Source organism: Streptomyces sp. NBC_01808, from assembly GCF_035917395.1.
Classification (GTDB): Bacteria; Actinomycetota; Actinomycetes; order Streptomycetales; family Streptomycetaceae; genus Streptomyces.
The window spans coordinates 6,949,882-6,964,871 of the sequence record NZ_CP109072.1 but is presented as its reverse complement, the minus strand read 5'-3'; the positions used below and the strand labels follow the sequence as shown (position 1 = coordinate 6,964,871).

The following is a 14,990-nucleotide window of genomic DNA, read 5'->3' as shown; positions in this document are numbered from 1 at the left end:
CGCCCCGGCAACACCGCGTCCCGTTGGCTGTAGGCATGACCTACAGCGAACCGCCGGCCGTCACGGCGGGTATCACCCTCTACGGCTGCGGGCGCGACGAGGAAACGCTGGTCCGCGAACTGGCGCCGCGCCTGGGCGTGGTGCCGACCCTCACCGCGGCGGCCGTCTCGGAAGCCAACGCCGGGCTTGCGCACGGAAACCGGTGCGTCAGCGTCGACCACAAGACCCGGATCACCGGTCCCACTCTTCGTGCGCTCAGCCGGGTCGGCGTCGCTTACCTCTCGACCAGGAGCATCGGATACAACCACATCGACGTCGAGTACGCGGAAAGCGTCGGAATCACCGTGGAAAACGTCGCGTATTCGCCGGACAGCGTGGCCGACTACACCCTGATGCTCATGCTGATGGCGGTGCGGCACGCGAAATCCACCCTCCGTCGCGCGGATGTCCACGACTACAGGCTGCAGGACGTACGCGGGAGGGAACTGCGCGATCTGACCATCGGGGTCGTGGGGACGGGACGCATCGGCGCGGCGGTCATCGACCGGCTGCGGGGCTTCGGCTGCCGGATCCTGGCCCACGACACCCGCTCCGGCACCGCCGCGGACTACGTTCCGCTCGACGAACTGCTGCGGCTGAGCGACATGGTGACGCTCCATACACCGCTCACCCCGGACACCCACCACCTCCTCGACCGCCGGCGCATCAAGTTGATGAAGCACGGCGCCGTCATCGTCAACACCGGACGGGGTTCACTGCTGGAAACCGAGGCCCTGCTGCCGGCGTTGGAGGACGGCAGGCTGGGCGGCGCCGCGCTGGACGTCCTCGAAGGCGAGGAAGGAATCTTCTACGCCGACTGCCGGGACAAGCCCCTCGCCACCGGTCCGTTGCCGCGGCTCCAGGAACTTCCGAATGTGCTCATCAGCCCGCACACCGCGTACTACACGGACCACGCCCTGAGCGACACGGTCGAAAACTCCCTCACCAATTGCCTTGCATTCGAAAGCAGGAATCAGCGTGGCTAGACTGAAGGTCGGCATCCTCTTCGGCGGCAGCTCGGAAGAGCACCCCGTCTCCGTGAAATCCGCGCAGCAGGTCGCCCGGAGCCTCGATCTCGAAAAGTACCAGCCGTTCTATGTCGGGATCACGGAGAGCGGCGCCTGGAAGCTCTGCGAAGGACCCGGCCCGGACTGGGAGAACGGCAATTGCCGGCCTGCGCTGCTGTCACCCGACCGCAGCGTGGGCGGACTTCTCGTACTGGAGCAGGGGCGGTACGGCACGATCGGCCTGGACGTCGTCCTGCCCGTGCTGCACGGCAAGCTCGGCGAGGACGGTGCGATACAGGGGCTGCTGGAGCTGACCGGCATCCCCTACGCCGGCTGCGATGTGCAGAGTTCCGCCGTGTGCATGGACAAATCACTTGCCTATCGCGTCGTCAGGAGCGCGGGAATCGCCACGCCGAATTTCTGGACCGTCACGGCGGACGACGCCGTCGACCCCGGCCGGCTGACGTATCCCGTATTCGTCAAACCGGCCCGTTCCGGCTCGTCCTTCGGAGTCAGCAAGGTTTCCGGTCCCGCGGAACTTCCGGATGCGGTGAAGACCGCACGGCAGTACGACTCGAAGGTGCTGATCGAGGAGGCGGTGGCCGGCAGCGAGGTCGGGTGCGCCATTCTGGGCAACGATCCGGATCTGATCGCGGGCGAGGTGGACCGGATCGCACTGTCGCACGGCTTCTTCCAGATCCATCAGGAGGCGGACCCGGAGAGCGGTTCCGAGAACTCCACCCCCATCGTGCCCGCCGACATCCCGGCGGAGTCGCGCTCGCTCGTCCGGGAAACCGCGAAGGCCGTGTACCGCGCCCTGGGATGCAGGGGACTGGCGCGGGTCGACCTGTTCCTCACGCACGAGGGAGAAGTGGTCCTCAACGAGGTCAACACCCTTCCCGGCATGACCTCCTACAGCCGGTACCCGAGGATGATGGCGGCCGCGGGGCTGCCGCTCTCCCAGGTGATCGACCGGCTGATATCGCTCGCCTTGACGGGACATGCCCGGTGAACGAGGACTTCGCCTTTCTGGACGAGCTTGTACCGGGGCTGCGATGGGATGCCAAGTACGCCACCTGGGACAACTTCACCGGGAAGCCGGTGGACGGATACCTGGTCAATCGCATCGCCGGCACCAGGGCCCTGGGCACGGCCCTGGGCAGGGTGCGGGAGAAGGCGGCGGCCCGCGGCTTCGGCTTGCTGCTCTGGGACGGCTACCGCCCGCAGCGGGCGGTGGACTGCTTCCTGCGCTGGTCGGAACAGCCGGAGGACGGACGCACCAAGCAACGGCACTACCCGAACATAGGGAGAGCCGAGATGTTCGAGCGGGGTTATGTCGCCGCCAGGTCGGGCCACAGCCGGGGCAGCACCGTCGACCTCACCCTCTACCATCTCGGCACCGGTGAACTCGCCCTCATGGGGGGTGACCACGACTTGATGGATCCCCGCTCACACCACGGCGCACCGGGGATCACGCAACGCGAGGCGAGAAACCGCGCACAGCTCCGTTCCCTCATGGAGACGTGCGGCTTCAGCTCCTACGAGTGCGAGTGGTGGCATTACACGCTGAACGACGAGCCTTACCCGGACACCTATTTCGATTTTCCCCTCGCGTAGGGCCGCCGTCCGCGGCAGTCCGCACCACTCGCCGCAGAACGCCCGGAAGCCCCGACCCACCTGCCCCGACCCGCCGGAGCCCTCGACCACGGATCGCCGGCCGGCGCCTTGACAGTGCTCGCACCGAACCGGCAGAGTTTCCGTTATTCAGAAGGACACTTCCGAGATACGGAAGGAGCGCGGACCCCTCATGGGCTTCGGCGACCAGCGCTTCACAGTGAACCTCTCCCTCCTGTTCACCGAGCTCCCGCTGCTCGAACGCCCGGCCGCGGCCGCCGCGGCCGGCTTCGACGCCGTCGAGCTGTGGTGGCCCTGGCCCGACGCGCCCGTCCCGGAACAGGCGGAGCTGGACGCCCTGCGCACCGCGCTGGACACGGCCGGCACCCGGCTGACCGGGCTCAACTTCTACGCCGGCCGGCTGCCGGGACCCGACCGCGGCGCGCTCTCCGTACCCGGCGCGGAGTCCGAGCGGTTCCGCGCGAACCTCGACGTCGCCGCCGGCTTCGCCGCCGCCACCGGCTGCACCGCGCTCAACGCCCTCTACGGCAACCGCGTCGAGGGCGTCACCGCCGCCGAGCAGGATCTGCTCGCGCTGGAGAACCTGGTGCTCGCCGCCCGCGCGGCCGACCGGGCCGGCGCCGTCCTGCTGATCGAGGCGCTGAACGAGCCCGAGTCCCCGCACTACCCACTGCTCGACGCGGCCGCGGCGGTCGCGGTGGCCGACAAGGTCGACGCCTCCTCGGGCCTGGGCAACGCCCGCTTTCTGATGGACCTTTACCACCTGTCGATGAACGGCGCGGACCTGGAGCAGGTCATCGACGCCCACGCGGGCCGCACCGGACACGTCCAGATCGCCGACAACCCCGGCCGCGGCGCCCCCGGCACCGGCACGCTGCCGCTGGCCGCGCTGCTGGACCGGCTCGCCGCCGCCGGGTACGACGGGCACGTGGGCCTGGAGTACAAGCCGGGCGACCGGCCGAGCGCCGAGTCCTTCGGCTGGCTCCCCCGCTGACCCGCCGACCGCCGCCCGCGCGTCCCGTACCCCCCGCCTCCGCGCCTCCGGCCAGAGCAGAAAGGCACCACCCCATGACCACCAACTCCGCGGCCCCCGGGGCCGGTCTGCCCGCGATCGCCTGGATCGGCCTCGGCATCATGGGCTCCCCCATGTCCGAGAACCTGATCGCGGCGGGCTACCAGGTCACCGGCTACACCCTGGAGCAGGACAAGCTCGACCGGCTGGCCAAGGCCGGCGGCACGGCCGCAGGGTCGATCGCCGAGGCCGTCGCGGACGCAGACGTGATCATCACGATGGTCCCCGCGTCGCCGCAGGTCGAGGCCGTCGCGTACGGGCCGGACGGCATCCTGGCGCACGCCAGGAGCGGCGCGCTGCTCGTCGACATGTCCTCGATCACCCCGCAGACCTCCGTGGATCTGGCGAAGAACGCCGCCGAGCGCGGGATCCGGGTGCTCGACGCCCCCGTCTCGGGCGGCGAGGCCGGTGCGGTCGAGGCGGTGCTGTCCATCATGGTCGGCGGCGAGCAGGCCGACTTCGAGCGGGCCCGGCCGGTCTTCGAGGCGCTGGGCCGGACGATCGTGCACTGCGGCCCGCACGGCGCGGGCCAGACGGTCAAGGCAGCCAACCAGTTGATCGTCGCGGTCAACATCCAGGCGTGCGCCGAGGCCGTGGTCTTCCTGGAGAAGTCCGGCGTGGACCTGGCGGCCGCGCTCGACGTCCTCGGCGGCGGCCTGGCCGGCTCCACCGTGCTTGCCCGCAAGAAGGACAACTTCCTGGGCCGCGACTTCCGGCCCGGCTTCCGCATCGACCTGCACCACAAGGACATGGGCATCGTCACCGACGCCGCCCGGAACGTCGGCGCCGCGCTGCCGGTCGGCGCGGTCGTCGCCCAACTCGTCGCAGCGCTGCGCGCGCAGGGCGACGGGGGCCTGGACCACTCCGCGCTGCTGCGCGGCGTGGAGCGCCTCTCGGGCGGCGAGGTCTGACCCGTACACCGTACGAGGACGCAGACGCAGACTCAGACGCAGACACAGGTGGCAGAGGAAGGCCCTCGCCCCCCCGTCCGGGGCGAGGGCCGTCCGCTCGCGGGTAGCCGCCGTCAGCTCTTCAGCGGCAGGATCGACGTGGGGGCGTGCCACGGCTCGGTGGCCAGGTCCTCCCACTCGCGGACGTCGCTGATGTCCGCCGTGGTGCTCATGGAGATGTTGGTGATCCGCTCCAGGATCGCCTCCACCACCACCGGCACCCGGTGCTCCGCCGCCAGCTTCCGCGCCTGGGCGAACGCGGCGCCCAGCTCGCCCGGCTCGGTGACCCGGATCGCCTTGCAGCCCAGCCCCTCGGCGACCTTGACGTGGTCGACGCCGTAGCCGCCCAGCTCCGGCGAGTTGACGTTCTCGAACTCCAGGTTGACCTGGAAGTTCATGTCCAGGCCCAACTGGGCCTGCCGGATGAGGCCGAGATAGGAGTTGTTGACGAGCACCTGCACGTACGGGATGCGGTGCTGCGCGCCGACCGCCAGCTCCTCCACGAGGAACTGGAAGTCGTAGTCCCCGGAGAGCCCGACGACCAGGGCTTCCGGGTCGGCGGTGGCGACGCCGAGGGCGGCGGGCACGGTCCAGCCGAGGGGTCCTGCCTGGCCGCAGTTGATCCAGTGCCGCGGCCGGTAGACGTGGAGCATCTGGGCGCCGGCGATCTGGGAGAGGCCGATGGCGGTGACGTAGCGGGTGCCGGGGCCGAACGCCTTGTTCATCTCCTCGTAGACCCGCTGCGGCTTCATCGGCACGTCGTCGAAGTGGGTACGGCGCTGGAGCCGCGCCCTGCGCTCCTGGGTGGCGGCGGCCCACGCGGCGCGGTCCGGCAGCCGGCCGGCGGCCTGCCGTTCGCGGGCGACCTCGGTGAACTGCCGCAGCGCGGCGCCGGCGTCGGAGGCGATGCCGTAGTCGGGGGCGAAGATCCGGCCGATCTGGGTGGGTTCGACGTCGACGTGGACGAAGGTGCGGCCCTCGGTGTAGACGTCGAGCCGGTAGCCGGTGTGGCGGTTGGCCCAGCGGTTGCCGATGCCGAGGACGAAGTCGGCGGCGAGGAGGTTCTCGTTGCCGTACCGGTGGGAGGTCTGGAGCCCCACCATGCCCGCGTTGAGCGGGTGGTCGTCGGGGAGGGCGCCCCAGCCCATCAGGGTCGGTACGACGGGGGTGCCGGTCAGCTCCGCGAACTCCACCAGCTCCGCGCAGGCGTCGGCGCCGATGACGCCGCCGCCGGCGACGATCAGCGGCCGCTCGGCGGCGCACAGCATCGCGACGGCCTTCTGGGCCTGCGCCCGGGTGGCGGCGGGCCGGTGCACGGGCAGCGGCTCGTACGTGTCCGGGTCGAACTCGATCTCGGTGAGCTGGACATCGGTGGGCAGGTCGACGAGTACCGGCCCGGGGCGGCCGGAGCGCATCAGGTGGAACGCCTGCTGGAAGACGCCGGGCACCTGTGCGGCCTGGAGCACGGTGGTGGCCTTCTTGGTGACGGGGGTGGCGATCGCCGCGATGTCGACGGCCTGGAAGTCCTCCTTGTGCAGCACGGGCGTCGGCGCCTGTCCGGTGATGCACAGGATCGGGATCGAGTCGCCGATCGCCGAGTACAGCCCCGTGATCATGTCGGTGCCGGCCGGGCCGGAAGTGCCGATGCACACGCCGATGTTCCCCGCCCGGGCGCGGGTGTAGCCCTCGGCCATGTGCGAGGCGCCCTCGACGTGCCGCGCGAGCACGTGCCCGACGCCGCCGGCCGCCCTGAGGGCCGCGTAGAACGGGTTGATCGCCGCCCCCGGGACGCCGAACGCGACCTGGACGCCTTCCTTCTTGAGGATCTCCACCGCCGCGCGCGCGGCTGTCATACGAGGCATCGCGTGCACCTGCTTCTTCCGAACTTTTCCGTATTACGGAATTTGAGTTTTGCTATATGGAAGCAATCTAGAAGCGGGTCAAGTCGGCGTCAAGAGCCGGATTCGTAAGGGATGCTGGAGTGCGGAACCCACCACGCGGCCCAGAACCAGGAGCACTTCCCATGCCAGAGAGCGTGCCGGTGCGCTGCCCGGCCTGCCGGCGCGAGCACGCGTACACCCCGAGCACGTTCCCCTGCGCCTGCGGTGCCCCGCTGACGCTGCCGCTGCTGCGCGGCGGGGTGCCGGTGGAGCTCAAGCACCGCACCTGGCAGGACTCGTGGGTGACGGTGCGCTGCCCCGTCTGCGACCGGCGCGACGACTGGCCGCGGCCGGAGCTGTCCTGCGACTGCGGCGCGGTGGTACGGCTGCCGGTGGCCCCCGTGCAGTCCCGCCGCCCCCGGCCCGCGGCGCCGCCGCCGCCCGCACCGGCGGCCGCGCCGCCCGCGCCGGCCCCGCCCGGCCCCCCGCCCCGGCCGGCGGCGGCGGCGGCGCAGCGTCCCGCGTTCCGCCCCGTGACCATCCGCAACACCGGCGACGCGGTGACGGCCGCCGCGCAGTACCTGCGCTGGCTGGGCTTCACGGACCTGGTGAAGAACGAGGACCGGCCCGCCTCCGGCGTCGACGTGCGCGGCGCGGGCGTGGTCGCCCACGTCGACCCGACGACGACGCCCACGGCGCTGCGGCACGTCGAGTGCGTGTGGCTCAGCGGTCTGAACGCCTCGGCGCTCGCCGTCTTCTTCTCCCTCGCCGGCTACACCCGCGAGGCCCGTACCCGGGCCGACGAGCTGCGGCTCCCGCTGTACGTGATGGACCTCACGGGCACTCCCCAGCCGGTCAACGACCCGGGGGACGAGCTGATCCGCACGGGCGCCGCACGGCGCGGCTGACGGACGCGGCCCGGGGCGGCGACCAAAGTATGCGGGCGGGCCGCCGCGGTCGTACGAAGGTCTCGACGCCGTCCTCGGGGGGCGCCGCAGCGGGCGGACGACCGTAGATTGGCCGGTATGCCCCGTACCGCCTCCGAGACCCGCGCCGCCGGCAGCACCCGGCGGGACCGGCTCGCCGACGCCGGTCTCGTCCTCTTCGCCGGGGCCTTCTCGTTCCTGTCCGCCGACTCCGTGCTGCCGGAGGACGGCACCGGCGTCTCGGAGAACGTGCTCTTCGCCGAGGCGCTGGCCGCGGGAGCGGCCTGCCTGGCGCTGCCGCTGCGGCGCCGCTGGCCGGTGCCGCTCGCGGTGGCGCTGCTCGTCGCCGACTCCTTCGGCCACTTCTTCATCGGCCCGACGCTGGTGGCGGTCTTCACCGTCGCGGCGCACCGCCCGCTGCGCGCCACCGGCTGGATCGCCGCCCTCGTCTCCGCCCGGCTCGTGGGCTTCCTCGCCAGCGTCCCGGACCCGCAGGATCCGCGGACCGGCACGGGGGTGGCGTACTTCTCGCTGGTCACGGCGGCCGTGGTCTGGGGCCTCTACCGGCGCTCGCGCCGCCAGCTCGTCGCCTCGCTGCGCGAGCGTGCCGAGCAGGCGGAGGCCGACGCGGCGCTGCGCGCGGAGCAGGCGCAGCGGCGTGCCCGGGAGGAGATCGCGCGGGAGATGCACGACGTGCTGGCGCACCGGCTGTCGCTGCTGAGCGTGCACGCGGGGGCCCTGGAGTTCCACCCCGGCGCCCCGCCCGCGGAGGTCGCCCGCGCGGCGGGCGTGATCCGCGACAGCGCGCACGAGGCGCTGCAGGACCTGCGGGACGTGATCGGCGTGCTGCGCGCACCGGCCGACTCCGGCGCGGGCGCCGGGCGTCCGCAGCCGACGCTTGGAGACGTGGACCGGCTGGTGGCGGAGGCGGGCGAGGCGGGCATGCGCATCGCGTACGAACCGGACGTCGCCGCTCCGGAGGCGGTCCCGGCGGCGACGGGGCGCACGGCGTACCGCATCGTGCAGGAGGGCCTGACGAACGCCCGCAAGCACGCGGCGGGCACGAAGGTGACGGTGACGCTGACGGGCAGCCCGGAGAAGGGCCTGACGGTGGAGGTGAGCAACCCGCTGCCGGGCGCGGCCGGGGAGGCGGACGGGCCGCGGACCGCGACGGTCGGGACGGGCGGGCAGGCCGCCGCCGGGCGGGACGGGTCCGGCCGCGCGGCGGCGGGCGCGCGGCCGGCGGCCGGGCGGGGTGCAGGTGCCGCCGCCGGCCGGCCCGCAGTACCGGCCCTCGCGGCGAAGCCGCGGGGCGGGCCCGGCGGCTTCGCCGGGGCGCCCGTCGCGGTGCCGGGACCCGGCGGCCTGGGCAACGGCCCCGGCGTCCGCCCAGGCGCGGGTGCCACCGGCCCCATCCCCGGGGCCGGGCAGGGCCTCATCGGGCTCGCGGAGCGCGCCGCGCTGGCCGGCGGGCGGCTGGCGCACACGGCCGACGGCGACGGCTTCCACCTGCGCGCCTGGCTGCCGTGGGGCCGCCCGTCCCGTACGGAATGAGCCTCCGGCGCTCCCGCTAGGGTGGGCGCGTGCCCGACCAGACCGCCGATCCCGCTCCCCGCATCACCGTCCTCCTCGTCGACGACGACCCCCTCGTCCGGGCCGGGCTGCGGCTGATGCTCGGCGGGGCCGGCGACATCGACGTCGTGGGCGAGGCCGCGGACGGCGGCGAGGTGCCGGCGCTCGTGGCCGCGCACGCGCCCGACGTCGTGCTCATGGACATCCGCATGCCGCACCTCGACGGCCTCGCCGCCACCGAGGCACTGCGGCGGCGCGCGGAGCCGCCGGAGGTGCTGGTGCTGACGACGTTCCACACCGACGAGCACGTGCTGCGGGCCCTGCGCGCGGGCGCCGCGGGGTTCGTCCTCAAGGACACCCCGCCCCGGGAGATCGTCGCGGCCGTGCGCAAGGTCGCCGCCGGCGAGCCCGCCCTGTCGCCCGCGGTCCTCCAGCAGCTCATCGCCCAGGTCTCCGGCGCCGGCACCGAAGGACCGGCGCGGGCCGAGGAGGACGCCCGCCGCCGTCTCGCGGCGCTCGGCGAGCGCGAGCGGGAGGTCGCCGTGGCGGTCGGCCGCGGCCGGTCGAACGCGGAGATCGCCGCCGAGCTGTACATGAGCGTGCCGACCGTGAAGACCCACGTCTCGCGCATCCTCACCAAGCTCGACCTCAACAACCGCGTGCAGATCGCCCTTCTCGTCCACGACGCAAGGGAATCCTGAGCGGTCCGTGGTGTTGTACGGATCGTGGACATCCCCCTCTCCGTGCTCGACCGGTCACTGCGGCGCAAGGGCCAGGACCCGGCCGACGCGCTGCGCCGCACCGTCCGCTTCGCGCAGCAGATGGAGGGGTACGGCTTCCGCCGCTTCTGGGTCTCCGAGCACCACAGCGTCCCCGGCGTCGCCGGCTCCGCGCCGACCGTGCTGGCCGCCGCCGTCGCCGCCGCCACGTCCCGGATCCGGGTCGGCACCGGCGGCGTGATGCTGCCGAACCACCGGCCGCTGGTCGTCGCCGAGCAGTTCGGGGTGCTGGGCTCGCTCTTCCCCGACCGGATCGACATGGGCCTCGGCCGCTCGCTGGGCTTCACCGACGGCATCCGGCGCGCGCTGGGCCACGGGATGGCGGACGCGGGGGACTTCGGGGCGGCGCTGGCGGAGACGCTGCGCTGGTTCGAGGGCACGCAGCCGGCGTACCCGGGGGTGCACGCCGTACCGGCGGAGGGGCTGCGGGTGCCGGCGTACGTACTGGCCATCGACGGCGGCGCCGACATCGCCGCCGCGCACGGGCTGCCGCTCGTGATCGGCGCGGGCCGGCGCCCGGAGAAGCTGCTGCGGGCGGTCGAGCGCTACCGCGAGGCGTTCACGCCCTCGGCGCAGCAGGCCGCGCCGTACGTCGTCGTGGCGGTCGCCGCCGCGGTGGCCGACACGGCGGAGCAGGCCGCCGATCTGCTGCTGCCGGAGGCGTGGGCGACGGTCTGGTCGCGCACCCGCGGGGAGTTCCCGCCGCTGACGCCGGCGGCGGAGATACGGGCCCGTACGCTCACCGAGCGCGAGGCCCGCTATCTCGACGAGGCCCGCCAGTCCCAGGTGTCCGGCACCGGGGAGCAGGTGGCCGCCGCCCTCGGCGACCTCGTCGCCCGCAGCGGCGCCGACGAACTGCTGGTCTCCCTGCACACCCCCGACGAGGACGCCCGGCTGGAGTCCTTCCGGCGGCTGGCGGAGCTGAAGCTCGCGGCGCCCGCGGCGGGTTGACGGCCGGCTACAGCTCCACCGCCTCCCCCGGCCGCGGCAGCCGCAGCCGGTGCCCGAGCCCCGCCGCGTCGAAGGCGGCGACCAGCGAGTCGGCGCCCTGCGTGAAGTGCCCCCAGTGCTCGAAGTGCAGCGGCACCACGTCGTGCGCCCCCAGCACCGCGGCCGCGGCGGCGGCGTGCTCGCTGGTCAGCGTGAGGTGGGCGGCGCCGAGCAGCGGGGTCTGTGCGGCGCCGGCGAAGAGCACGGCGATGTCGACGGGGCCGAGGCGGGCGGCGATCGTACGGACCACGTCGAGCGAGGCGTTGTCGCCGCTGACGTAGACCGTGGGCAGACCGTCCCCGGTGAGTACGAACCCGGTGACCTCGCCGGTCAGATGCCCGGTGCCGGGCGGGCCGTGCTGCGCGGGCACGGCGGTGACGCGGACCGGTCCTACGGCGTACGACTCCCATGCCGGCAGCGCCCGCACCGGGCCGCGCAGCCGCTCCGCGGCCGACGCCGTGGAGAGCACCAGCGGCGCGGCGGCGGCGCACTCGCGCCCGGCCCGGTCGAGGTTGTCGGGGTGCTGGTCGTGCGAGAGCAGCACCGCGTCGACCGGACCGAGGTCGGCCGGGGCTATCGCCGGGCCCGCGGTCTTCACCAGCCGCCGCCCGCCCACGGGGTACTCGCCGGGCGGGTCGAACGTCGGGTCGGTCAGCAGCCGGACCCCGCCGAGCCGGAGGAGCGCGGTGGGACCCCCGACGTAATGCAAGATCGTCATGGCAGTCCCAAGTACCCGCGGGCCGCCGCTATTCCGCAGCACTGAACTGCTCCCGCAGCTCGACCTTCCGCACCTTCCCGCTGACCGTCATCGGGAACTCCTCCATGATCCGCAGATGCCGCGGGATCTTGTAGTGCGCGAGCCGGTTCTCGCAGTAGTGGGCCAGCTCGCGCCGGGAGAGCGCGTGCCGCGGATCGCTGAGGACCACGCAGGCGAGGATCTCCTCCCCGTACGTCTCGTCCGGCACGCCCACCACCTGCACGTCGGCGATCTTGGGGTGGGTGTGCAGGAACTCCTCGATCTCACGCGGGTAGACGTTCTCGCCGCCCCTTATGATCATGTCCTTGATCCGGCCGACGATCTCCACGCAGCCGTCCGCGCGCATCCGCGCCAGGTCGCCGGTGTGCATCCAGCGGCCGGTGTCGATGACCTCGGCGGTGCGCTCGGGCTGCTCCCAGTAGCCCTGCATGACGCTGTAGCCGCGGGTGCACAGCTCGCCGGTGGTGCCGCGGGGCATGGTGACGCCGGTGACCGGGTCGACGACCTTGACCTCGATGTGCGGCAGGACGCGGCCGACGGTGGCGGTGCGGCGCTCCAGGTCGTCCTCGCGCCGGGTCTGGGTGGCGACGGGGGAGGTCTCGGTCATGCCGTAGCAGATGGTCACCTCCGCCATGTGCATCTCGTTGACCACCCGCTTCATCACCTCGACGGGGCACGGCGAGCCGGCCATGATCCCGGTGCGCAGCGACGTCAGGTCGTAGAGGGCGAAGTCGGGCAGGGCCAGCTCGGCGACGAACATGGTGGGCACCCCGTACAGCGAGGTGCAGCGCTCCTGCTCGACGGCCGCGAGGGTGGCGGCGGGGTCGAAGGAGGGCCCGGGAATGACCATGCAGGCCCCGTGGCTGGTGGCCGCGAGGTTGCCCATGACCATGCCGAAGCAGTGGTAGTACGGGACGGGGATGCAGACCCGGTCCTGCTCGGTGTAGCCCAGCGTCTCGCCGACGAAGAAGCCGTTGTTGAGGATGCTGTGGTGCGACAGGGTCGCGCCCTTGGCGAAGCCGGTGGTGCCGGAGGTGTACTGGATGTTGACCGGGTCGTCGCAGGACAGCAGCGCCTCGCGCTCGCGGACCCGCTCCGGGGGCACCTCGCGGCCCGCCTCGATCAGCCGGCCCCAGCCCGCGTGGCCGATGTAGAAGACGTTGCGCAGGGCGGGGCAACTGCCGCGTACCTGCTCGACCATCCGGCGGTAGTCGCTGGTCTTGTGCGCCAGCGAGGCGACCAGCAGGGAGATGCCGGACTGGTTGAGGACGTACTCCAGCTCGTGCACCCGGTAGGCGGGGTTGATGGTGACCATCACCGCGCCGATACGGGCGGAGGCGTACTGGACGAGCACCCACTCCGGGCAGTTGACCGCCCAGATGCCGACGCGCTCGCCCTTGGCGACGCCGCGGGCGAGCAGCCCGCGCGCCACCTCGTCGACGGCGGCGCCGAACTCGGCGTAGGTCCAGCGGCGCCCGGAGGCCACGTCGACCAGGGCCTCGCGGTCGGGGTGGGCGGCGATGGCGCGGTCCAGGTTGGCACCGATGGTGTCGCCCAGCAGCGCGGTGGTGCCGGTGCCCCCGGTGTAGGACGGCTCTGCGGTCATGTGTGGTCCTCCTCGCGGTACTCGTCGGCGGATCCGGCGGCGGTCGCCTCGCGCAGCTGCACGCGGCGGATCTTGCCGGAGACGGTCTTGGGCAGGTCGGCGAACTCCAGCCGCCGGACGCGCTTGTACGGGGCGAGCACGGCGCGGGAGTGCGCGAAGATCGCCTCCGCGGCGGCGGCGCCCGGCTCCCAGCCGGCGGCGAGCACGACGTACGCCTTGGGCACGGCGAGCCGCACCGGGTCGGGCGCGGGCACGACGGCGGCCTCGGCGACCGCCTCGTGCTCCAGCAGCGCGCTCTCCAGCTCGAAGGGGCTGATCTTGTAGTCGCTCGCCTTGAAGACGTCGTCGCTGCGCCCGATGTACGTGAGGTAGCCCTCGGCATCGCGGGCGCCGATGTCGCCGGTGCGGTAGTAGCCGTCGGCCATGGCCTCGGCGGTGCGGGCCGGGTCGCCTTCGTAGCCGGTCATCAGGCCCACGGGGCGCGCGGTCAGGTCGAGGCAGATCTCGCCCTCGTCGGCGGGCTTGCCGCTGACGGGGTCCAGGAGCACGACGTCGTATCCGGGAGTGGGACGGCCCATGGACCCCAGCTTGACGGGCTGCCCGGGGGAATTGGCGATCTGCACCGCGGTCTCGGTCTGGCCGAAGCCGTCCCGTATGGTCAGGTTCCAGGCCCGCCTGACGGCCTCGATGACCTCCGGGTTGAGGGGTTCACCTGCGGCGACGGCCTCGCGCGGCGGGGTGGCGAGAGCGCTCAGATCCGACTGGACGAGCATCCGCCAGACGGTGGGCGGGGCGCAGAAAGTTGTCACGCCTGCGCGGGCCATGGCGCCCAGCAGCGCCCCGGCGTCGAAGCGCGTGTAGTTGTACAGGAAGACCGTCGCCTCCGCGTTCCAGGGCGCGAAGAGGTTGGACCAGGCGTGCTTGGCCCAGCCGGGTGAGGAGATGTTCAGGTGGACGTCGCCGGGGCGGATGCCGATCCAGTACATCGTCGCCAGATGGCCCACGGGGTACGAGACATGGGTGTGCTCGACGAGCTTGGGGAGCGCGGTGGTGCCGGAGGTGAAGTACAGCATCAGGGTGTCGTCGGCGTCCGTCGGCCCGTCCGGCGTGAAGCTCGCGGGGGCCTCGTACGCGTCCTCGTACGGGAGCCAGCCGGCACCGCTACCACCGACCGAGATGCGGGTGTAGTCGCCGGGCACCTCGGCGAACTTGGCCTCGTCGGCGGCCCGTACGAGCACGTGGGCGGCCCGGCCGCGCTCGATGCGGTCGGCGAGGTCGGCCGGGCCGAGGAGGGGCGTGGCGGGGATGACGACGGCGCGCAGCTTCATCGCGGCGAGTGCGGTCTCCCACAACTCGGCCTGGTTGCCGAGCATGACGACGATCCGGTCGCCGGCCCGCACACCCTGGGCGCGCAGCCAGTTCGCCACCCGGTTCGAGCGCTCACTCATCCGGGTGAAGCTCAACCGCGTCTCGCGGCCGTCTTCCTCCACGATGTGGAGGGCCGTGCGCTCGTTGCCCTCGGCGATGGCGTCGAACCAGTCGAGTGCCCAGTTGAAGTGCTCCGGCCTGGGCCAGGAGAAGCCCGCGCGGGCGGCGGCGTAGTCCTCCCTCCGCGCCAGCAGAAAGTCCCGCGCGGACCGGAAGTCCGCGGTCGGATTCGATGCCGTCACATGTCCTCCTCGTACGGCGGCGGCTCGCTAGCATCGTGCTGCGAGTGACCTACGCCTCACTACCCCCGTACGGGGGTGCCCTGCCGCCGGCCACGCCGGCGATCCCC

The 14,990-nt window shown here is 72.8% G+C and carries 13 protein-coding genes; 9 read left to right on the top strand and 4 right to left on the bottom strand.

The window, feature by feature from the left end; translation table 11 throughout:
• Window positions 1–35: 35 nt before the first annotated feature.
• From OG946_RS30725 to OG946_RS30705, 5 genes are all read left to right on the top strand, one after another.
• Entirely contained in the window at window positions 36–1,025 is a 990-nt protein-coding gene (locus OG946_RS30725; RefSeq protein ID WP_326799217.1) for a D-isomer specific 2-hydroxyacid dehydrogenase family protein, read from the top strand.
• The gene (gene vanA-Sc / locus OG946_RS30720; protein ID WP_326800414.1) at window positions 1,018–2,058 is read left to right on the top strand and encodes a D-alanine--(R)-lactate ligase VanA-Sc; all 1,041 of its coding nucleotides are present in this window, start codon (window positions 1,018–1,020) and stop codon (window positions 2,056–2,058) included. The genes OG946_RS30725 and vanA-Sc overlap by 8 nt, the downstream gene beginning before the upstream one ends.
• Complete coding sequence (gene vanX, locus OG946_RS30715; protein WP_326799216.1) at window positions 2,055–2,663, top strand: D-Ala-D-Ala dipeptidase VanX; 609 nt, start codon at window positions 2,055–2,057, stop codon at window positions 2,661–2,663. Before vanA-Sc ends, vanX begins: the two co-directional genes overlap by 4 nt.
• A gap of 190 nt (window positions 2,664–2,853) precedes the next feature.
• Complete coding sequence (locus OG946_RS30710; RefSeq protein ID WP_326799215.1) at window positions 2,854–3,675, top strand: TIM barrel protein; 822 nt, start codon at window positions 2,854–2,856, stop codon at window positions 3,673–3,675.
• 74 nt (window positions 3,676–3,749) lie between these two features.
• A complete protein-coding gene (locus tag OG946_RS30705; RefSeq protein ID WP_326799214.1) occupies window positions 3,750–4,664 on the top strand; it encodes a 2-hydroxy-3-oxopropionate reductase in 915 nt (304 codons plus the stop codon).
• Window positions 4,665–4,777: 113 nt separating this feature from the next.
• Here the strand turns inward: OG946_RS30705 and gcl are convergent, their stop codons facing one another.
• Complete coding sequence (gene gcl, locus OG946_RS30700) at window positions 4,778–6,556, bottom strand: glyoxylate carboligase (protein WP_326800413.1); 1,779 nt, start codon at window positions 6,554–6,556, stop codon at window positions 4,778–4,780.
• A gap of 170 nt (window positions 6,557–6,726) precedes the next feature.
• Between gcl and OG946_RS30695 the strand changes: the two genes are divergently transcribed.
• From OG946_RS30695 to OG946_RS30680, 4 genes are all read left to right on the top strand, one after another.
• Window positions 6,727–7,491 carry a hypothetical protein gene (locus tag OG946_RS30695; RefSeq protein ID WP_326799213.1) on the top strand — a complete coding sequence of 255 codons (765 nt, stop codon included), beginning with the start codon at window positions 6,727–6,729 and terminating at the stop codon, window positions 7,489–7,491.
• Window positions 7,492–7,608: 117 nt separating this feature from the next.
• Window positions 7,609–9,063 (top strand): sensor histidine kinase, encoded by a 1,455-nt coding sequence (locus tag OG946_RS30690; protein WP_326799212.1) that lies wholly within the window; start codon window positions 7,609–7,611, stop codon window positions 9,061–9,063.
• A gap of 29 nt (window positions 9,064–9,092) precedes the next feature.
• Window positions 9,093–9,782, top strand: a complete 690-nt coding sequence (locus OG946_RS30685) for a response regulator transcription factor (RefSeq protein ID WP_326799211.1) — start codon at window positions 9,093–9,095, stop codon at window positions 9,780–9,782.
• Between the two features lie 24 nt (window positions 9,783–9,806).
• Window positions 9,807–10,811 carry an MsnO8 family LLM class oxidoreductase gene (locus OG946_RS30680; RefSeq protein ID WP_326799210.1) on the top strand — a complete coding sequence of 335 codons (1,005 nt, stop codon included), beginning with the start codon at window positions 9,807–9,809 and terminating at the stop codon, window positions 10,809–10,811.
• 7 nt (window positions 10,812–10,818) lie between these two features.
• Here OG946_RS30680 and OG946_RS30675 read toward each other — a convergent pair whose 3' ends face one another.
• From OG946_RS30675 to OG946_RS30665, 3 genes are read right to left on the bottom strand one after another with little or no spacing between them, the layout of a single operon-like run.
• Window positions 10,819–11,568 carry an MBL fold metallo-hydrolase gene (locus OG946_RS30675; protein WP_326799209.1) on the bottom strand — a complete coding sequence of 250 codons (750 nt, stop codon included), beginning with the start codon at window positions 11,566–11,568 and terminating at the stop codon, window positions 10,819–10,821.
• Between the two features lie 28 nt (window positions 11,569–11,596).
• Window positions 11,597–13,213 carry an AMP-binding protein gene (locus OG946_RS30670; protein ID WP_326799208.1) on the bottom strand — a complete coding sequence of 539 codons (1,617 nt, stop codon included), beginning with the start codon at window positions 13,211–13,213 and terminating at the stop codon, window positions 11,597–11,599.
• Window positions 13,210–14,883, bottom strand: a complete 1,674-nt coding sequence (locus tag OG946_RS30665) for an AMP-binding protein (RefSeq protein WP_326799207.1) — start codon at window positions 14,881–14,883, stop codon at window positions 13,210–13,212. The genes OG946_RS30670 and OG946_RS30665 overlap by 4 nt, the downstream gene beginning before the upstream one ends.
• Between the last annotated feature and the right edge of the window lie 107 nt (window positions 14,884–14,990).